This window comes from Pseudacidovorax sp. 1753 (assembly GCF_040544975.1).
Classification (GTDB): Bacteria; Pseudomonadota; Gammaproteobacteria; order Burkholderiales; family Burkholderiaceae_C; genus Xenophilus.
In genome coordinates, this window is the sequence record NZ_JBEPKY010000025.1 from 81,700 (window position 1) to 99,626 (window position 17,927).

Here is a 17,927-nt window from a genome sequence, read left to right on the forward strand (position 1 = left end):
ACGAACGGCACCTTCGGGTGCCGTTTTTCTTTGGGCGGGCGAGTGCAGTGCGATTCATAGATGGGCTGCATGAATTCATCAACCAAATCCATTTCCTCATCAGTCCCGAAAGCGTTCCAATCGGCGCCGCGCGGCCGCCGGGCCGACCGCCACCCACCATTCCCTCTTCTTCGCTCTTGACGATGCAACGCAGACATTTCCTGCAGGCCGCCTCGGCGTCCCTGCTTCCCGCCGGCGCCGCGCTGGCGCAGAGCTATCCGTCCAAGCCCATCCGGTTGATCGTGCCCTTTCCGGCCGGCGGCGCCACCGACCTGTTCGCCCGCACCCTGTCGCAGAAGATGGGCGAGAAGCTCGGCAACGCGCTGGTGGTGGACAACAAGCCCGGCGCCGGCGGTGCCATCGGCTCCGATCTGGCGGCCAAGGCGCCGGCCGACGGCTACACGCTGCTGCTGGCCACCACCAGCACGCATTCGGTGGGCCCGTCGATCAATCCCAGGCTGCCCTACGACACGGTGCGCGACTTCACGCCCATCGTCCACGTGGGCAACGCGCCCAGCATCATGCTGGTGCCCAACAGCTCGCCCGCACGCAGCGTCAAGGAATGGATCGAACTGGCCCGCAAGAACCCCGGCAAGTTCAACTACGCCTCCAGCGGCAACGGCACCGTGGTGCAGCTGACGGCGGAACTGTTCAAGTCGATGGCCGGCGTGTTCGTCACGCACATCCCCTACAAGGGCACGGCCCTGGCCATGCCCGACCTGATGAGCGGCAAGGTGGACCTGCTGTTCGATTCGCTGCCCACGGGCCTGCCCTTCGTGCGTGACGGACGTCTGCGCGCGCTGGCCGTCACTTCGCTCAAGCGCAGCCCGCTGGTTCCCGATCTTCCGCCGGTGGCCGACACGCTGCCGGGCTTCGAATCGGTGACCTGGTTCGGCCTGTACGGCCCCAAGGGTCTGCCTGCCGACCTGGTGGCGCGCGTCAACACCGCAGCGGCGCAGGCCATCACCGATCCCGAGGTGCGCGAGAAGCTCGACAAGCTGGGCATCGAGCCCACCACCAGCACGCCGGCCCAGTTCGCGGCCATGGTGGCGCAGGACGCCGCCAAGTGGAAGAAGATCATCGTCGAGCGCAAGATCACCAACGACTGACCGCCCTCGACCCCCAGACACACAGGACCTTGCAGGAGAGACCCATGAAGCGCTTCGACTACGGCAACCCCTATCCCTCCACCCGCATCCCGGTCTTCGCCCGCAACGTGGTGTCGACCTCGCATCCGCTGGCCGCGCAGGCCGGCCTGCGCATGCTGCACCAAGGCGGCAACGCGGTGGATGCCGCCATCGCCACCGCGGCCGTCATGACGCTGGTGGAGCCGGTGAGCAACGGCCTGGGCAGCGATGCCTTCTGCATCCTGTGGGACGGCCAGCAACTGCATGGCCTGAACAGTTCCGGCTGCGCGCCTTCGGCCTGGACGCCCGAATATTTCCGCCGCAAGCATGGCGCCGATGGCACCACACCACCCATGCGCGGCATGGATTCGGTGACGGTGCCGGGCGCCGTGGGCGCCTGGGCCGCGCTGTCGGAGCGCTTCGGCAAGCTGCCCTTCGCCGACCTGATGGTGCCGGCCATCGAAGTGGCCGAACGCGGCTACCTGATCCCGCCCGTGGTGCAGCAGAAGTGGGCCGCGGCCACGCCGATCCTGCACGACCAGCCGGGCTTCGCGCAGAGCTTCATGCCCTGGGGCCGCGCGCCCGAGGTGGGCGAGTTGTTCCGCTTTCCGGCCGCGGCACGCGCGCTGCGCGCCATCGGCCAGACGCGCGGCGAGGCCTTCTACCGCGGCGAGATCGCCGACGCGCTGGCCCGCTTCTCGGCGGCCAACGGCGGCAGCCTGACGACGGCTGATCTGGCCAACTGGAAGCCCGAGTGGGTCACGCCGGTGAGCAAGGACTACCGCGGCTACACGCTGCACGAGATCCCGCCCAACGGCCAGGGCATCGCGGCGCTGATCGCGCTGGGCATCCTGTCGAACTTCGACATCGCCGACATGGCCATCGACTCGGCGCAGGCCCAGCATCTGCAGATCGAGGCCATGAAGCTGGCCTTCGCCGACGTCTACCGCTATGTGTCCGAGCCATCGTCGATGACGGTGACCCCCGAGCAAATGCTCGATGACGCCTATCTGGCGAGCCGTGCCAAACTGATCGACATGCACCGCGCACAGGACTTCCAGGCCGGCAACCCGGTCAAGGGCGGCACCATCTACCTCACGGCCGCGGACGAGAACGGCATGATGGTCAGCTTCATCCAGAGCAACTACATGGGCTTCGGCTCGGGCTGCGTGGAGCCGGAATTCGGCATCAGCCTGCAGAACCGCGGCCACGGCTTCAGCCTGAAGGACGGCAGCCCCAACCAGGTGGCCCCGGGCAAGCGGCCCTTCCACACCATCATCCCGGGCTTCCTCACGCAGGACGCCCAGCCGGTGATGAGCTTCGGCGTGATGGGCGGCAACATGCAGCCGCAGGGCCACATGCAGACGCTGGTGCGCATGATCGACCATCACCAGAATCCGCAGGCCGCCTGCGATGCGCCCCGCTGGCGCTTCAACGCCGGGCTGAACATCAATGTGGAGTCGGCCATGGCGCCCGGCGTGGTCGAGGGCCTGCGCGGCATGGGCCACGAGATCGATGTCATCAACGACTCGTACCAGGACTTCGGCGCCGGCCAGTTCATCTGGCGCATGGGCGATCCGAAGACCGAGGGCTATGTGATCGCCAGCGATCCGCGGCGCGACGGCCTCGCCGCCGGTTGGTGAGATGAGCAGCGGCGCGGCGTCTTCCTCCGTTTCCCCCAAGGCCCGCGCCGGCATGGGCACCGGCCTGCTGCTGGCGGTGTTCGGTGCCATCGCCTTCAGCGGCAAGGCCATCATCGTCAAGCTGGCCTATCGCCATGGCGTGGATGCCGTCACGCTCATCATGCTGCGAATGCTCTTCGCGCTGCCGCTGTTCGCGGTGATGGCGTGGTGGGCAGGGCGGGGCAAGCCGCCGCTCACGCAGCGCGACTGGCTGGGCGTGTTCGGGCTGGGGCTCACGGGCTACTACCTGGCGAGCTTCCTGGACTTCGCCGGGCTGGCCTACATCTCGGCCAGCCTGGAGCGGCTGATCCTCTACCTTAACCCCACGCTGGTGATGCTGTTCGGCTGGGCGGTGTACCGCCGAAAGGTGCGCGGCAAACAGCTGTTGGGCGCGGCCATCAGCTATGCGGGCGTCATGCTGGTCTTCGGCCACGAGCTCGGCCTCGGGCAGGGCGGTGCGACGGCCTGGGGGGCCTTCCTGGTCTTCCTGAGTGCGATCAGCTATGCCATCTACCTCGTGTGGAGCGGCGAGTTCGTCAAACGACTGGGCTCGCTGCGACTGGTGGGTCTGGCCACGACGGTGGCCTGTCTGCTGTGCATCGGCCAGTACCTGGTGCTGCGGCCCGTCGGCACGGTGATGGATGTGGCGCCGCAGGTGGTCTGGCTGTCGGTGCTCAATGCCACGCTGTGCACCGCCGTGCCGGTGCTGGCCGTGATGATGGCCATCGAGCGCATTGGGCCCGCGGTTGCGGCGCAGACGGGCATGATCGGACCGATGTCCACGCTGCTGATGGGTGTGGTGCTGCTCGGCGAGCCCTTCACCGTGTGGATTGCCGCGGGGACGGCCTTGGTGCTGGCTGGCATCTACGTCTTCACCCGGCCTTGAGCGCACTCGTCATTGCGCGTGCGCGGCGGTCGCGCAGCGGCGGTTGCCGGTCCCGCAGGCTGTACAGGCACTCCCCTCGGCCGAGCACGGATCGCCCGGCTCCGCTACCCTTGCGCCCCATCGCCGCACGGCTGGCCCGGCGCGGCATTCATCTAGGAGTCTTCTACACATGGATCTGGGTATTGCAGGCAGAACGGCGCTGGTGTGCGGCGCCAGCAAGGGTTTGGGCTTTGGCTGCGCGCAGGCGCTGCGGCGCGAGGGCGTCAATGTGGTGATCGTGGCGCGCGGCGCCGAGGCGCTGCAGGCCGCCGCCGCCAAGCTGGAGGCCGAGCGCCCGGCCAGTAGTGGCGATGCGCCATTCGTCAAATGGGTGGCGGCCGACATCACCACCGCCGAGGGCCGTGCCCAGGCCTTCGCCTCCCACGCCGACTACGACATCGTGGTCACCAACGCCGGTGGTCCGCCGCCCGGCGACTTCCGCGACTGGGACCGCGAAGCCTGGATCAAGGCCGTGGACGCCAACATGCTCACGCCCATCGAGCTGATCAAGGCGACCGTGGATGGCATGGCCGCCCGTGGCTTCGGCCGCATCGTCAACATCACCTCCAGCTCGGTGAAGGCGCCGATCGACATCCTGGGCCTGTCGAACGGCGCGCGCAGCGGCCTGACGGGCTTCGTGGCCGGCGTGGCGCGCACCGGTCTCGCGGCCAAGGGCGTGACGATCAACAACCTGCTGCCCGGCAGCTTCGACACCGATCGGCTGCAGGGCACCGCCGCCGCCGCGGCCAAGAAGACCGGCCAGAGCGTGGACGCCATTCACGAGGCACGCAAGAAGACCATTCCCGCGCGCCGCTTCGGCACGCCCGAGGAATTCGGCGCCATCTGTGCCTTCCTGTGCAGCATGCATGCGGCCTATGTCACCGGCCAGAACTGGCTGGCGGACGGCGGCGCGTACCCGGGCACCTACTGACCCGCAGCGACCGGCGCCTTGCAAGGGCGCCCGGTCCCGCCCCGCATCGGCTGCGATCCCGCACGACAACCCAGGAGATGAACCCATGAGCCAGAAGAGCAAAGCCATCCGCATCGACCGCCAGGGCGGTCCCGAGGAACTGAAGCTGGTGGAGGTGGAGGTCGGTGAACCCGGCGCCGGCGAGATCCGTGTGCGTCACCATGCGGTCGGCCTGAACTTCATCGACGTGTACCAGCGCAATGGCCTCTATCCCTTTCCCATGCCGCTGCAACTGGGCATGGAGGCGGCCGGTGTGGTCGAGGCGGTGGGCGAGGGCGTGACGCATCTTGCCGTGGGCGACCGCGTGGCATACGCCAGCCAGCCGCCCGGCGCCTACTGTGAGCGCCGCGTGATGCCGGCGCGCTGCGTGTGCCGGCTGCCCGACGCGATCTCCTTCGAGACCGGCGCGGCCATGATGCTCAAGGGCCTGACGGCGCAGTACCTGCTCAAGAAGACGCTGCCCGCCGAAGGCCTGCAGCCGGGCGACTTCGTGCTCTTCCACGCGGCGGCCGGCGGGGTCGGCCTGATCGCCTGCCAGTGGGCCAAGGCGCTGGGCCTGCAACTGATCGGCACCGCCGGCAGTGACGCCAAGTGCGAGCTGGCGCTGGCCCACGGCGCCGCGCATTGCATCAACTACAGCCGCGAGGACTTCGCCGAGCGGGTCAGGCAGATCACCGGCGGCAAGGGCGTGAAGGTGGTCTACGACTCGGTGGGCAAGGACACCTTCGAGGGTTCGTTGAACAGCCTGCGGCCCTTCGGCCTGCTGGCCAGCTTCGGCAACGGCTCGGGACCGGTGCCTCCGGTCAACATCGGCCAGCTGGGCGCCAAGGGCTCGCTCTACATCACGCGGCCGACGCTGTTCACCCACATCGCCACGCGCGAAAGCACCCAGGCCATGGCCGACGACCTGTTCGCCGTGGTGCAGAGCGGCGCGGTCAAGATCCCGGTGGAGCAGCGCTACCGCCTGGAGGACGTGCAGCAGGCGCACCGCGACCTGGAAGCCCGCAAGACCACCGGCTGCACCGTGCTCACGCTGGACTGACCGCCGCGGCCTCGTCTTGCGCGGGGCACTTCAGGCGGAGGGAACGGCGCCCTGCGCTTCGCGCTCGCGCGCGGTGGCGCGCACCAGTTCCCACACGCGCAACGCCAGCGGCGAAGGCTGGCGGTTGCGCCGGTGCACCAGCACGATGGCCCGTTCCACCTTGGGCGTCAGCGGCCGCACCTGCAGGCCGTTCAAGCCGCCCGGCGGCAGGCCCAGGGCCGGCATCACGCTGATGCCCAGGCCGGCCACCACCATCTGGAAGACCGTGGTCGGATGGCCGAGCTCCTGCGACACCGGACATTGCGCGCCATGCCGCGCCAGCGCCTCATCGATCAGCCGCCGGCTGCCCGAGGCATGGTCCAGCAGCACCAGCGGCTCGCCGTCCAGCGCGGACCAGGGCACCGCCGACTTGCGCGCCAGCCGGTGCCCCTGCGGCAGGACCAGCACGAAGGGGTCGCGCATGATGGCCTCGGAATGCAGGTCCTCGTCGGCGGAGGGCTCGATCACCACGCCGAAGTCCACCTCGCCGGCCCGCACGCTGGTGAGCACGTCCTGCTGGATGCGGTCGAGCAGCAGCAGCTGGATGTCGGGCTCCTCGCGCACGCAGGCGGCGATGCAGGCTGGCATCAGGTAGGCCGACAGCGTCGGGCTGCTGGCCACACGGACCTTGCCGCGGCGCAGTCGGCCCAGGTCGCGCACTTCGGCGAGGGACTGGTCCAGCTCGTCCAGCACGCGTGCCAGCTTGAGCGCGAGGGCCCGGCCCGCTTCGGTCAGGGCGACCTCGCGCGTGGTTCGGTCCAGCAGCTTCAGGCCCAGCTGCGACTCCAGCTCGTGGATGGCGCGGCTCACGGCAGGCTGGGTCAGCCCCACCTCCTGCCCGGCCCGGCTGAAGTTGCGCAGCTGCGCCACGGCAAGGAAGACACGGAGCTGGCGCAGCGACACATTCATGCGGCTGGATCATAAAACCATCAGATAAATCCATTTCCCTTTGATGGAGCAGAGGCGTCCAATCGCCTCATGACATCGCTCGCCCGCTTCCTGCCCGATCGCTTCACGCTGATGCTGATCGGCACCGTGACCCTGGCCAGCCTGCTGCCCGCGCAGGGGCGCGTGGCGGTCGGCATGGAAACCCTCACCACGATCGCCATCGCGGCGCTGTTCTTCCTGCACGGCGCCCGGCTGTCGCGCGAGGCCGTGCTGGCCGGCGTGGGCCACTGGCGGCTGCACCTGCTGGTGCTGGCCAGCACCTTCGTGCTGTTCCCGCTGCTGGGGCTCGCGCTCAAGCCGCTGCTGCAGCCGCTGGTCACGCCAACGCTCTACACCGGCGTGTTGTACCTGTGCGTGCTGCCTTCGACGGTGCAGTCGTCCATCGCGCTCACGGCCATGGCCCGCGGCAATGTGCCGGCGGCCGTGTGCAGCGCCTCGGCCTCTACCCTGCTGGGCGTGTTGCTGACGCCGGTGCTGGTCAACTTGCTGGTGGTGCCCGGCCACCATGCCGATGCCTCGCTGGACGCCATCGGCCGCATCCTGCTGCAGCTGATGGTGCCTTTCGTGGCCGGTCACCTGCTGCGTCCCTGGGTCGGTGGCTTCGTGCAGCGCAATGCCAAGATGCTGAAGTGGGTGGACCAGGGCTCGATCCTGCTGGTGGTCTACACGGCCTTCAGCGCCGCGGTGGTGAAGGGCCTGTGGCACCAACTGCCGCTGTCTGCCCTGATCGCCGTGGCGGTGGTGAGTGCGCTGCTGCTGGCCCTGGCGCTGGGCGTCACCAACGCCGTCGCCAAGCGTCTGGGCTTCTCCATCGAGGACCGTATCGCCATCGTGTTCTGCGGCTCCAAGAAGAGCGTGGCCAGCGGCGTGCCCATGGCCAACGTGCTGTTCCCTGCCTCGGCGGTGGGGCCGATCGTGCTGCCGGTGATGCTGTACCACCAGATCCAGCTGATGGTGTGCGCGGTGCTGGCGCAGCGCTATGCGCGGCGGGCCGAGCCGGCGCTCGCCGATGGCGCAGCGGCTGCGGCGCCGCGGACGGCCTGAACGGTCGTTTCCTCCAGAGCCGCTGCCGCGAGCCGGGTCCATTCGAAGGCTCGACGGCCCCGGTGGACCATGGCTGGCATCATGCCGGCCCCCTTTCCTGTCGCAGCCTGCGCGGCCCCCCCTGCCCATGACGTCGCCTTCCGCCTCCATTCCGCCCGAAGCCGCTGCTCTCGTGGATTTCTGGCGTGCTTCGCAGCCGAACTGGTTCCGCAAGAGCGATGCCTTCGATGCGGCGCTGTTCGACCGCTACCTTCAGTCGCATCTGGCGGCGGCGCGCGGTGAACGCGATGACTGGGCTGCGACGCCGACAGGCGCCCTGGCGCTGCTGATCCTGCTGGACCAGTTCCCGCGCAATGCCTTTCGTGGAACGGCCCACATGTATGCGACCGATCCGCGCGCGCGGGCCGTTGCCAGCCGGGCACTGGATCAAGGGCATGAGATGGGGGTGGAGCCGCCGTTGCGGCTCTTCTTCTGCCTGCCCTTCGCGCATTCGGAAGAGCTGGCCGACCAGCAGCGCTCGGTCGCGCTCTACCGCCGCCTCGCGCCCGAGGCCCTGCGCCATGGCGAGGAGCACCGGGACATCGTCGAGCGCTTCGGGCGCTTCCCGCACCGCAACGCGATCCTTCTGCGGCAGAGCACGCCGGAGGAGGAGGCCTTCCTGGCCGAGGGCGGCTTCGCGGGTTGAGCCGACGTCGTCGATCATCGGCGTTGAACTGGCGCAAAGCCTGAACACAGACAGGCCCCGCAGCGCAGCGCCGAAGCGCGCCACGGGGGGTGTGCGCGATCAGCGCACTTCGGTGATGAACTGCTCGCGCGGGCGGCGCACCTTCTTCAGGTTCACCAGCCAGTCGCCGTCGGCCTGGCGGTAGCCCAGCGGCAGGATCGCGACGCTGCGCAGACCGCGCGCGCGCAGTTGCAGGATCTCGTCGAGCGCGGCGGGGTCGAAGCCTTCCATGGGCGTGCTGTCGACCTGCTCGAAGGCGGCGGCGATGACGGCCGCGCCCAGACCAATGTAGGCCTGGCGGGCGGCATGCTCGAAGTTCTGCTCGGCGGGCCGGCCCGGGTAGGCGGCCAGCAGCTTCTGGCGGTAGGCCTCCCAGCCTTCGTTGCGGAAGCCGCGCTCCTCGTTCACCAGGTCGAACATGTGGTTGATGCGCTCGGCCGTGTAGTGGTCCCAGGCGGCAAAGACCAGCAGGTGGGAGCCTTCGGTGACCTGGGCCTGGTTCCAGGCGATGGCCTGGATGCGCTGGCGCACTTCGGGGTTGGTGACGACGATCACTTCGAAGGGCTGCAGGCCGCTGGAGGTGGGCGCGAGGCGGATCGCTTCCAGGATGCGCTCGACCTTGTCGGCCGGCACGGCCTTGGCGGGGTCCATCTTCTTGGTGGCGTAGCGCCACTGCAGCGTGTCCAGCAGTCCGGTGGCGTCTTGGTGGTGCTTCGTCAGGTCGTTCATCGGGCCTTCTCCCAGGCGTGGTTTCAGAGGGCGCTGATCATCGTGCGGGTGCGTGGATGTCAGCCTTGGGTCAGCTCAATATCCCGAGCGCGGCCGGTGGTCTGCGTGACGGCGAGCAACGGTGCGGCGAATGGTGTAAGTGCGGTGGGGCTCGGCGGATCAGGCCCGTGGTGGCCGCGGACTTGGCGTGCTTGGGCCGGTTGGCTGAGGCGCTGCTGGGTGGGGTGTGGATGGACCGTTTGAGTTGGGCGGATTTGGTGGGACGCTTGGGGAGCCAGCCTGGTTGAGGGCAGGGCGGGCGCGCGAGGAACGGCCCGGCGTGGGCTCATGGCAAGGCGGTCGGCACTGCGTGCCGACTCCGCTGCGATGCTCGCGAACCCGGCCCGCGGCAGAACTCGCTGCGCTGCCTGCGGCAGCTCCGCTCAAACAACTGCCGCGAGTCAGATCACGAAGCGGGCCTGTCCTTCGGCAGGCCCGCGGCCGGGTCCGCTGCGCTTCTCGCCGCCTCGCAAATCGCCCGCGCCGGGCCATTCCTCGCGCGCGGACACCGGGTGCTCGATCGGCCGGTACGAAGGCTGTGGGCTCTCGGCGGCGCTTCGAGGTCATTGCCGGCGTCATGCCGTGCAGCAACGATGCTCAAGGCGTGCCTTGCCTTTTCAGGGCTGCGCAGGGCTTCGACGAGCTCAGCCCGAACTGTTGGGGGCGGTGATACGGACGGATTCTTCGCCTCTTCACGTCCTCGCGTCCTCGCGTCGCTGCGGGCTTGCGGGCTTGCGGGCTTGCAGCACCGGCGGTCAGTTCCGGTCCGGGCGGTGGCCCGCCCCCGTCCGGACCGGCGCACCCGCCCTGACCGACACCTGTATCGCGCGGCAGCCAGCAACGGGCCGTGTCAAAGCCCTCAGTGCGGGTCGTCCGCCCCGACCAGTGACGACCGCAACCGGCTGGGCGCCAGCGCCCCCGCCGAGTCCAGGATCGGGTACGCGATGGAGCAGATGTGCGAGTTGATGCGCTTCAGGTCGCTGATCAGGTCGATGTGCAGCGAACTCGTCTCCATGCTCGGCGCCGTGCGGTCCATCAGCCGCGTGAGGTGGGTGTTGGCATAGGCCCGCTCCAGATCGCGGAAGCGCACCTTCTCCTCCAGCAGCTTCTGCGCGTCGCGCACATTGCCGTTGAGGAACACGCTCATGCCCAGCCGCAGGTTGGCCACCAGTCGCTCGTGCATCTCCACGATCTCTGCCATGCCCGCCTCGGAGAAGTTGCGGTGCGGCCGGATCTTCTTGTCCTCGATGTCGGAGATCACCCGCTCGATGATGTCGCCGATCTGCTCCATGTTGATGGTGAAGCTGATGATGTCCGTCCAGCGCCGGCTCTCCTCCTCGCCCAGCGCCTCGCGCGAGATCTTGGTGAGGTAGTACTTGATGTCCGAGTAGAGCCGGTCGACCTGGTCGTCCATCTTGCGCAACTCCTCGGCCAGCCGCAGGTCGTTGCTGCGGATGACCGTGAGCACGCCGATCAGCATGCTCTCCACCACGTCGGCCTGGTGCAGCGCCTCGCGCGCGGCGTTGGAGATGGCCAGGGTGGGCGTGGAGAGTGCAGAAGGGTCGAGGTGCCGCGGCCGCGAGCCGGTGGCCGGCGTGCGGGGCACCGGCACCAGCTTCATCGACAGCTTGGCCACGGCCGTCGTCAGACCGATGAAGGCCACGCTCGCGATTACGTTGAAGGCCAGGTGGAACATCACGACCAGCTGCGCCGGCGAATCCACGAGCGAGGTCGGCGCGTGACGCAGCACCAGCCCCACAAAGGGCGCCGCGATCACCACGCCCAGCAGCTTGAACAGGAAGTTGCCCACGGTCACCTGCCGCACCGCGGGCGGCGACTTGGCCGTCGTCAGCACGGCCAGCAGCCCGCTGCCGAGGTTGGCACCGAGCACCAGGCCCAGCGCCACGTCCAACGGCACCACCGCGCCCGTGGCCATCGCCGCCACCAGCAGCACCACGGCCAGGCTGGAGTAGGCGACCACGGCCAGCGCAGCGCCCACCGTGATCTCCAGCATCAGGTCGCTGGTGATCGAGGCGATCACGGCGCGCATGGCCTCGCTCTCGAACAGCGGGCCGGTCGCCTGCACCACCAGCTGCAGTGCCAGCAGCATGAGCCCAAGGCCGATCAGGATGCGGCCGAACCGCCCCGCTGCGCTGGCCGGCCGGGTGATCGACAGCACCACGCCCGTGAAGATGAAGAGCGGCGACAGCCAGGAAAGATCGGTGGAGAACAGCACCGACATCAGCGCCGTGCCGATGTCAGCGCCGCGCATCACCGCCAGCGCCGAAGGCAACGTGATCAGCCCCTGCCCCACGAAGGACGAGGTCATCAGCGAGGTGGCCGTGCTCGACTGCACCAGCGCCGTCACGCCGATGCCCGCCAGAGCCGCCGAGAAGCGGTTGCCCAGGCTGCGCTGCAACAACCTGCGCAAGTCGCCCCCGAACACGCGCAGCACCCCCGTGCGCACGAGATGGGTGCCCCACACGAGCAGGGCGACGGCGGCAAGCAGGTTCAGCAGATGCTTCATGGACGGGGTGCGTCTCCTTCGTGAAGAGTGGCAGTGGAAAACGGGGCAACCATTCTGCACGCCTCGTGCCAGCCTGGCCGTAGGCTGAGGACCAGTTCTCTGCGGCCGCTGCATGCGGGTGCGCAGCGCCAGCAGAGCGCAGGCCTTGGCTGGTCCGTCATGGATGTGGCGTTCAGTCGATCAACGCGCCGTTGTCATGAAAGGGATACGGCCCCTCGAAGACGCCGCTTGCGGCCAGGTGCGTCACCAGCCGCTGGCCGTCCCACGCATGCACGCGAAAGCCGGGCGGCTCCAGCGTCCAGGCCGAGGGCGCATCGGGCGCCAGGTCCAGGCAGACCTGATGCGCGGGGGCCGGCGCGGTGCTGGCCACGGTGCCGCCGAAGCGCACGTCGATGGCGCGGTGCAGGTGGCCGCAGATGATGCGCTCCACGTTGGGATGCTGCCGCACCAGCGCTTCCAGCTCGGCCGCGCCTTCGAGCAGGCCGATGTCGTCCATGTGGCCGATCAGCGTGCGGAAGGGCGGATGGTGCATGGCGATCACCACCGGCTGCCCGCGGCTGGCCTCCAACTCGCGCGCCAGCCAGTCGAGCCGGCGGCTGCACAGCGAGCCATGCGAGGCGCCGGGCGTCACCGTGTCGAGTGCGATCAGCCGCAGCGGCCCGACCGCCACGTTGAACTGCACGAACTCGCCGTCGCCCAGGTAGCCGTGCGTGGGAAAGCTGCGGCGCAGCTGCACCCGCTCGTCATGGTTGCCCGGCAGCAGGTAGACGGGCGTGGCGCCCAGGGGCGCCAGCAGCTCGGCCAGGTGCGCGTATTCCGCCTCGCGCCCGAAGTCGCTCAGGTCGCCGGTGATCACGATGGCGTCGGGCGCCTGCCGCAGCCGCCGCACGCTGGCCACCGCCTCACGCAGGTAGGGCGCGGTGTCGATACGTCCATAGGCCAGGCGGCCGGGTTCGCGGATGTGCAGGTCGGTGAGCTGCACGAGGAAGGTGGGTCGGGTCATCAGGCAATCTCCGTGGCGGGCATCAGGCGGTCGGCGGTGGTGCGGATGCCCACCTGCTGGTCCTGCTGCCAAGGGCAGTCGCGGCCAGCCTCGGCCAGCAGCGGCGGCTGGTCGCCGGTGTCCAGCCGCAGCTGCACACGCTCGCCCAGGAAGGTCCGTTGCACGACCCGGGCCTGGCCCCAGCCGGTCTGCGGGGGGCCGAGTTCGATGTCCTCAGGCCGCACCAGCAGCGCCGGTTGCGCGGCCAGGCCATCGGGGCAGGGCAGCGCCACGCCGCCCAGCATGACCACGCCCTGCTGGCGCGCGGCGTCGTTGCGGTCGAGGCGGTTCACCCGGCCCAGGAACTCGGCCACGAAGGGATGGGCCGGCGTGCGGTACAGGTCCTCGCCGCGGCCCACCTGCACGATGCGGCCGCCGCGCATCACCGCCAAGCGGTCGGCGATGGCCAGGGCCTCCTGCTGGTCGTGCGTGACGTGCACGGCCGTGATGTGCAGCCGGCGCAGCAACTCGGCCAGCTCGTCGCGGAGCGACTCCTTGAGCTTGGCGTCCAGCGCGGCCAGCGGCTCGTCGAGCAGCAGCACGCGCGGGCGCACTGCCACCGCGCGGGCCAGGGCCACGCGCTGGCGCTGGCCGCCGGAGAGCTCGGACGGGCGCTTGTGTTCGAGGCCGGTCAGGCGCGTCAGCTCCACCAGCTCGCCCACCGTGCGTTCGACCTCGGCCGCCGGCGTGCCGCGGATGCGCAAACCGTAGCCGATGTTGGCGGCCACGCTCATCTGCGGAAAGAGGGCATAGCTCTGGAACACCATGCCCACGTTGCGCCGCTCCACCGGACGGTCGCTCACGTCCTGGCCGCCGAAGAGGATGCGTCCGCCCGCGTCCATGCCCTCCAGGCCGGCAATCAGGCGCAGCAGCGTGGTCTTGCCGCAGCCCGAGGGGCCGAGCAGGGCCAGCACCTCGCCAGGTTCCACATGCAGGTCGGTGGGCTGCAGGCCGCGCGTGCCGTCGGCATAGGTCTTGGCGCAGCGTTCGATGTCGATGGCCGTTCGTTCAAGTTCCATGGTGTTTGCGAATGAAGTCCGCGGCGGCCTGCAGGCCCCAGAGCACGGGCAGGATGACGAGGAAGAAGACGAGGGTGTAGGCCGAACCGATCTCGATGCGGGCCGAGGCATAGCTGTCGGCCAGGCCCACGGGCAGCGTGCGGGTGAGTGGTGTGTGCAGCATCCAGGTGAGGTTGAACTCGCCCACCGACAGCGTGAACACCATCAGGCAGCCCGCCACGATGGCGGGGAACACGGCCGGCACCAGCACACCCAGGAAGCGCTGCACGAAGCTCGCGCCCAGCGTGCGCGCGGCCTCGTCCAGCGCCACCAGCTTACGCCGCTGGAAGGCCGAGGCCACGGTGCGCACCATGAACGGCAGGGTGAAGACGACATGGCCCACCAGGATGAAGGCATAGCTCTGGCGAAAGCCCTGCACCTGGCCGTAGGCGAGGATCAGCGCCAGGGCCGTGGCCAGGCCCGGCACGGCCACGGGCAGCGTCAGCAGCTCCTCGAACAGGCGGGCCGCGCGCGTGCGGCTGCGTGCCAGGGCCCAGGCGCAGGGCACGCCCAGCAGCACGGTGCACAGCACACAGGTCGCGGCCAGCAGCAGCGAGCCGGTGACGGTGCTGCCGTAGCTGTCCCACACCTCCACCAGCCAGCGCAGCGTGAAGCCGCTGCGCCAGCCGCGTCCGTAGTTGGTCACCAGGCCGGCCAGCACCGACAGCAGCATGGGCGCCAGCGTGAAGAAGGCCACCAGGCCGGTGAGCGTCGCCAACACGGGCGAGCGCGATGTACCGCTGCGGGCCGTGGTCATGCGCCGGCCTCCCCACTGAAGCGCCGCGCAATGAAGAGCACGGCCCAGGTCACCAGCCCCAGCGCGATCGACAGCGAGGCCGCGAGCGCGAAGTTGGCGTAGTTGGTGAACTCGTCGTAGATGGTGATGGGGATCACCTCGAACTTGCTCGCCAGCGTGAAGGCCGTGCCGAAGGCGCCCATGGCGGTGGCGAAGACGATGGCGCCGCAGGCCAGCGTGGTGGGCGCCAGCTCGGGCACCCACACGTCGCGCGCAATGGCGATGCGCGAGGCGCCGAGCGAGCGCGCGGCCTCTTCCAATGCCGGGTCCATGGCCTCGGCCGCCGCCGTGTAGGCCGCGATGGCCCGGGGCAGCGAGAAGTACAGGTAGGCCAGGAACAGCCCCAGCAGCCCGTAGGCGAAGGTCAGTCGTTCGCCGCCCAGGCTGGACGAGATGTCGGCCACCAGCCCTTGCCGGCCGCCGAGCAGGATCACGAAGAAGCCCACGATCACGCCCGGAAAGGACAGCGGCAGCGTCAGCACCGCCAGCAGCAGCCGGCGGCCCGCGAAGCGCTGGCGCGCCAGGTACAGGCCGACGGCCGCGCCCAGCAGCAGGGTGGCGAGCGTGACCACCACCGACAGCGCCAGCGTCTGCAGCATGCTCGTGAGGTAGCGCGGCTGCGTCAGCACCGCGAAGTAGGCCGAAGCCCCTTCGCGCGCCGGCAGGGCCAGTAGCTGCAGCGCGGGCAGCAGCCAGAAGGCCAGGAAGAAGATGCCGGCCGGCAGGGCGCAGGCCAGCAGGATCAGCTGCGGTCGCTGCATCGGCTCAGCGCGCTTCCTTCAGGTAGCGCTCGGAGAAGGCCTTCTGCACGCCGGCCATCTTCGCGTAGTCCACCGGCTTGGCGCGGGCGTACTCGCTGGCAGGCAGGAACTGCGCTTCCACGTCCTTGGGCATGGCGCTTGCGCGCACCGGCCGCAGATAGGCCTTGGCCCACACGGCCTGGCCTTCGTCGGAGAGCACGAAGTCCAGCGCCTTCTTGGCGTCGGCCGCATGCGGCGCCTTGGCCACCAGGCTCATCACGTAGGGCACCACCACCGTACCTTCGCTCGGGATCACGAAGGCCACGTTGGCGCCGTCCTTGTACTTGGCGCGGTAGGCGTTGAAGTCGTAGTCGAGCAGGATGCCGATTTCGCCCGAGAGCACGCGGGCATAGGCGGTCTGCTTGGGCACGATGGGCTCGTTCTTCTGCAGGGCCTTGAAGTAGTCGATGGCCGGCTTGAAGTCGTCCATGCTGCCACCGCGCGCCTGGTTCACCGCCACCGCGCCCACGTAGCCGACGAAGGCCGAGGCCGGGTCCAGGTAGCCCACCAGGCCCTTGTACTCGGGCTTGAGCAGGTCGGCCCACGACTTCGGGATCGGCTTGCCCTTGAGCGCATCCACGTTGACCATGAAGCCGAGGGTGCCCGAATGGATGGTGAACCAGTTCCCCTGCGGGTCCTTGAGCCCATCGGGAATGTCCTTCCAGTTGGCGGGCTGGTAGGGCTGCACCACGCCGTCCTTCTGGGCCTGGATGGCGAAGGTCACGCCCAGGTAGGTCATGTCGGCCACGGGGCTGGCCTTCTCGGCCACCAGCTGTGCGAGGGCCTGGCCGGAGTTCTTGTTGTCCGGCGGCACGGTGACGCCGGTCCTGGCCTTGATGGCCTTGATCTGGCTGCCCCAGTCGGCCCATTCGGGCGGGCAGTTGTAGCAGATGGCCGTCTGCGCGAAGGCCGCGGTGGCGGCGAAGCCGGCGGCGGCGACTGCGAGGCGGGTGGCGGCGAGGAGCTTGGAGGTCATGGAAGCGTTCCTTTGGATGGGAGAGGGACGGACAGAGGCAGGCCGGTTCAGCGCGCGGGGCGGCGTCGGCTCTTGGGGGTTGTGGGGGAGGCGGGCTCGTCGGCCGCCATGACTGGCGGCGGTGCACATGATTCGCCGGTGCGCAGGCGGTGCGGCAGCAGCAGGCTGTCCGCGGGCAGCGGCGTGCGCTGCTCGTCCAGCGCCGCCACCAGCAGCTGTGCGGCCCGGCGGCCGATGTCGGCGGCGGGCTGCTCGATGGTGCCGAGCCGCGGTGTGAGCTCGTCGCCCAGCGCGATGCCGTCGAAGCCCATCACCGACAGGTCCTGCGGCACGCGCAGGCCGGCAAGGTGGGCTGCGCGCACGGCGCGGATGGCAAGCAGGTCGTTGGAGCAGAACAGGGCAGTGGGCCGGTCGCTGGCTGAGAGCCGTTCGCGCAGCGCGTCGACCGCCGCTTCGACGAAGGGCACCTCGATCAGCGGCGGCGCCTCGAGCCCGGCGGCGGCCATGCCGGCCAGAAAGCCGCGGTGCCGCTGCTGCGAGCGGTCGGACTGGGCAAGCGTGCCGCTGACCATGGCAATGCGCCGGTGCCCCAGCGCGGCCAGATGCGCCACGGCCTCGGCCGAGGCGGCCTCGTTGTTCACCGCCACACAGCAATGCGCCGGATGCCGGTTGTAGGCCAGCACATAGGGCCGCTGGCGCGCCTGCAGCCGGGCGAGCGCGGCGGAGGTCGGCGGATTGGAGATGACCAGCACCATGCCTTCGACCTCGCGGGCGAGCAGCTGGTCGACCGCGCGCTGCTCGGCGTCCAGGTCGTAGCCGGTGGTCAGCGGCACGATGGCATGGCCGGCCTCGGCCGCGGCCTGGGCCAAGCCCTGCAGGCATTCGGCGAAGGTGGGGTTGAGCAGCGTGGGCAGCACGACGCCCAGCACCCGGCTGCGCTGGGTGCGCAGGGTGCGCGCGCTGGCGCTGGGCAGGTAGCCCAGCTCGCGCGCGACCGACTCCACCAGCGCGCGCGTGGCGGGCAGCACCTTGTCGGGCGCGTTGAACACGCGCGAGACGGTGGCGATGGAGACGCCGGCCTTGTCGGCGACGGCCTGGATGCTCATGCGGAGAAACCTTCGATGGAAAACATCATGTAAACGTTTTCATTTGAAGGTGCGCATGTGACACCGTCATGACGCATTCGGGAACCGGGATTACCCGGGGCTGGTGGTGCGCCGGGCGTCAGAGAAAGGCACGGCGCTTTGCGCGGCGTGCCCGTCGGCGCGGATGCGCGTGCAGTCGGGCGTGCTTGCCGCCGGGCGTGCCGAACGCAGCCTTTGGGTCCGTTCGGGCTGAGGTTCTATGGTTCTCGTCAAGCGACAGTGGCCGCCAGGCGGGCATCGAACATCGCGTGTTGCTTGAACAGCGAGAAGGCCAC

Annotated in this window: 16 protein-coding genes; 7 read left to right on the forward strand and 9 right to left on the reverse strand. The window is 69.4% G+C overall.

All coding sequences use genetic code 11. The annotated features are described in order from the left end of the window. The first annotated feature begins 182 nt into the window (after positions 1 to 182). From ABIC63_RS25400 to ABIC63_RS25420, 5 genes are all read left to right on the forward strand, one after another. Positions 183 to 1,148, forward strand: coding sequence for a Bug family tripartite tricarboxylate transporter substrate binding protein (locus ABIC63_RS25400; protein ID WP_354321822.1), 966 nt, complete (start codon positions 183 to 185; stop codon positions 1,146 to 1,148). A gap of 44 nt (positions 1,149 to 1,192) precedes the next feature. Next, complete coding sequence (locus ABIC63_RS25405; RefSeq protein WP_354321823.1) at positions 1,193 to 2,809, forward strand: gamma-glutamyltransferase family protein; 1,617 nt, start codon at positions 1,193 to 1,195, stop codon at positions 2,807 to 2,809. Between the two features lies 1 nt (position 2,810). Next, on the forward strand, positions 2,811 to 3,734 hold the full coding sequence (locus tag ABIC63_RS25410; protein WP_294378605.1) for a DMT family transporter: 924 nt from the start codon (positions 2,811 to 2,813) through the stop codon (positions 3,732 to 3,734). 169 nt (positions 3,735 to 3,903) lie between these two features. Next, positions 3,904 to 4,704, forward strand: a complete 801-nt coding sequence (locus tag ABIC63_RS25415) for an SDR family oxidoreductase (RefSeq protein WP_354321824.1) — start codon at positions 3,904 to 3,906, stop codon at positions 4,702 to 4,704. An 85-nt stretch (positions 4,705 to 4,789) separates the two neighbouring features. Continuing rightward, positions 4,790 to 5,785 carry a quinone oxidoreductase family protein gene (locus ABIC63_RS25420; RefSeq protein ID WP_354321825.1) on the forward strand — a complete coding sequence of 332 codons (996 nt, stop codon included), beginning with the start codon at positions 4,790 to 4,792 and terminating at the stop codon, positions 5,783 to 5,785. 30 nt (positions 5,786 to 5,815) lie between these two features. On the opposite strand, the gene ABIC63_RS25425 is transcribed toward ABIC63_RS25420, so the two are convergent. Beyond that, entirely contained in the window at positions 5,816 to 6,733 is a 918-nt protein-coding gene (locus ABIC63_RS25425) for a LysR family transcriptional regulator (RefSeq protein WP_295524470.1), read from the reverse strand. A gap of 69 nt (positions 6,734 to 6,802) precedes the next feature. Between ABIC63_RS25425 and ABIC63_RS25430 the strand changes: the two genes are divergently transcribed. Then, the gene (locus ABIC63_RS25430) at positions 6,803 to 7,816 is read left to right on the forward strand and encodes a bile acid:sodium symporter family protein (RefSeq protein WP_354321826.1); all 1,014 of its coding nucleotides are present in this window, start codon (positions 6,803 to 6,805) and stop codon (positions 7,814 to 7,816) included. 127 nt (positions 7,817 to 7,943) lie between these two features. Next, positions 7,944 to 8,501, forward strand: a complete 558-nt coding sequence (locus ABIC63_RS25435) for a DUF924 family protein (RefSeq protein ID WP_354321827.1) — start codon at positions 7,944 to 7,946, stop codon at positions 8,499 to 8,501. 99 nt (positions 8,502 to 8,600) lie between these two features. Here ABIC63_RS25435 and ABIC63_RS25440 read toward each other — a convergent pair whose 3' ends face one another. The 8 genes from ABIC63_RS25440 to ABIC63_RS25475 all read right to left on the reverse strand — a co-directional run bounded on the left by ABIC63_RS25440 (position 8,601) and on the right by ABIC63_RS25475 (position 17,613). Beyond that, entirely contained in the window at positions 8,601 to 9,269 is a 669-nt protein-coding gene (locus tag ABIC63_RS25440) for an NAD(P)H-dependent oxidoreductase (protein WP_354321828.1), read from the reverse strand. Between the two features lie 898 nt (positions 9,270 to 10,167). After that, entirely contained in the window at positions 10,168 to 11,835 is a 1,668-nt protein-coding gene (locus ABIC63_RS25445; RefSeq protein ID WP_354321829.1) for a Na/Pi cotransporter family protein, read from the reverse strand. A 172-nt stretch (positions 11,836 to 12,007) separates the two neighbouring features. Then, the gene (locus tag ABIC63_RS25450; protein WP_354321830.1) at positions 12,008 to 12,838 is read right to left on the reverse strand and encodes a phosphodiesterase; all 831 of its coding nucleotides are present in this window, start codon (positions 12,836 to 12,838) and stop codon (positions 12,008 to 12,010) included. Further along, a complete protein-coding gene (locus tag ABIC63_RS25455; RefSeq protein WP_354321831.1) occupies positions 12,838 to 13,896 on the reverse strand; it encodes an ABC transporter ATP-binding protein in 1,059 nt (352 codons plus the stop codon). Before ABIC63_RS25455 ends, ABIC63_RS25450 begins: the two co-directional genes overlap by 1 nt. Beyond that, entirely contained in the window at positions 13,886 to 14,608 is a 723-nt protein-coding gene (locus ABIC63_RS25460; RefSeq protein ID WP_502935913.1) for an ABC transporter permease, read from the reverse strand. Before ABIC63_RS25460 ends, ABIC63_RS25455 begins: the two co-directional genes overlap by 11 nt. An 80-nt stretch (positions 14,609 to 14,688) precedes the next feature. After that, entirely contained in the window at positions 14,689 to 15,492 is an 804-nt protein-coding gene (locus ABIC63_RS25465) for an ABC transporter permease (protein ID WP_354321833.1), read from the reverse strand. Between the two features lie 4 nt (positions 15,493 to 15,496). Further along, positions 15,497 to 16,507 (reverse strand): ABC transporter substrate-binding protein, encoded by a 1,011-nt coding sequence (locus ABIC63_RS25470; protein WP_354321834.1) that lies wholly within the window; start codon positions 16,505 to 16,507, stop codon positions 15,497 to 15,499. A gap of 47 nt (positions 16,508 to 16,554) precedes the next feature. Then, positions 16,555 to 17,613: a LacI family DNA-binding transcriptional regulator gene (locus ABIC63_RS25475; RefSeq protein WP_354321835.1), complete on the reverse strand. Its 1,059-nt coding sequence runs from the start codon at positions 17,611 to 17,613 to the stop codon at positions 16,555 to 16,557. Between the last annotated feature and the right edge of the window lie 314 nt (positions 17,614 to 17,927).

What these genes read in the sequence shown, in the direction of transcription:
- ABIC63_RS25400 (WP_354321822.1), top strand. Translation starts at nt 183, where the DNA reads ATGCAACGCAGACATTTCCTGCAGGCCGCCTCGGCGTCCCTGCTTCCC.
- ABIC63_RS25405 (WP_354321823.1), top strand. Translation starts at nt 1,193, where the DNA reads ATGAAGCGCTTCGACTACGGCAACCCCTATCCCTCCACCCGCATCCCG.
- ABIC63_RS25410 (WP_294378605.1), top strand. Translation starts at nt 2,811, where the DNA reads ATGAGCAGCGGCGCGGCGTCTTCCTCCGTTTCCCCCAAGGCCCGCGCC.
- ABIC63_RS25415 (WP_354321824.1), top strand. Translation starts at nt 3,904, where the DNA reads ATGGATCTGGGTATTGCAGGCAGAACGGCGCTGGTGTGCGGCGCCAGC.
- ABIC63_RS25420 (WP_354321825.1), top strand. Translation starts at nt 4,790, where the DNA reads ATGAGCCAGAAGAGCAAAGCCATCCGCATCGACCGCCAGGGCGGTCCC.
- ABIC63_RS25425 (WP_295524470.1), bottom strand. Translation starts at nt 6,733, where the DNA reads ATGAATGTGTCGCTGCGCCAGCTCCGTGTCTTCCTTGCCGTGGCGCAG.
- ABIC63_RS25430 (WP_354321826.1), top strand. Translation starts at nt 6,803, where the DNA reads ATGACATCGCTCGCCCGCTTCCTGCCCGATCGCTTCACGCTGATGCTG.
- ABIC63_RS25435 (WP_354321827.1), top strand. Translation starts at nt 7,944, where the DNA reads ATGACGTCGCCTTCCGCCTCCATTCCGCCCGAAGCCGCTGCTCTCGTG.
- ABIC63_RS25440 (WP_354321828.1), bottom strand. Translation starts at nt 9,269, where the DNA reads ATGAACGACCTGACGAAGCACCACCAAGACGCCACCGGACTGCTGGAC.
- ABIC63_RS25445 (WP_354321829.1), bottom strand. Translation starts at nt 11,835, where the DNA reads ATGAAGCATCTGCTGAACCTGCTTGCCGCCGTCGCCCTGCTCGTGTGG.
- ABIC63_RS25450 (WP_354321830.1), bottom strand. Translation starts at nt 12,838, where the DNA reads ATGACCCGACCCACCTTCCTCGTGCAGCTCACCGACCTGCACATCCGC.
- ABIC63_RS25455 (WP_354321831.1), bottom strand. Translation starts at nt 13,896, where the DNA reads ATGGAACTTGAACGAACGGCCATCGACATCGAACGCTGCGCCAAGACC.
- ABIC63_RS25460 (WP_502935913.1), bottom strand. Translation starts at nt 14,608, where the DNA reads ATGCTGCTGTCGGTGCTGGCCGGCCTGGTGACCAACTACGGACGCGGC.
- ABIC63_RS25465 (WP_354321833.1), bottom strand. Translation starts at nt 15,492, where the DNA reads ATGCAGCGACCGCAGCTGATCCTGCTGGCCTGCGCCCTGCCGGCCGGC.
- ABIC63_RS25470 (WP_354321834.1), bottom strand. Translation starts at nt 16,507, where the DNA reads ATGACCTCCAAGCTCCTCGCCGCCACCCGCCTCGCAGTCGCCGCCGCC.
- ABIC63_RS25475 (WP_354321835.1), bottom strand. Translation starts at nt 17,613, where the DNA reads ATGAGCATCCAGGCCGTCGCCGACAAGGCCGGCGTCTCCATCGCCACC.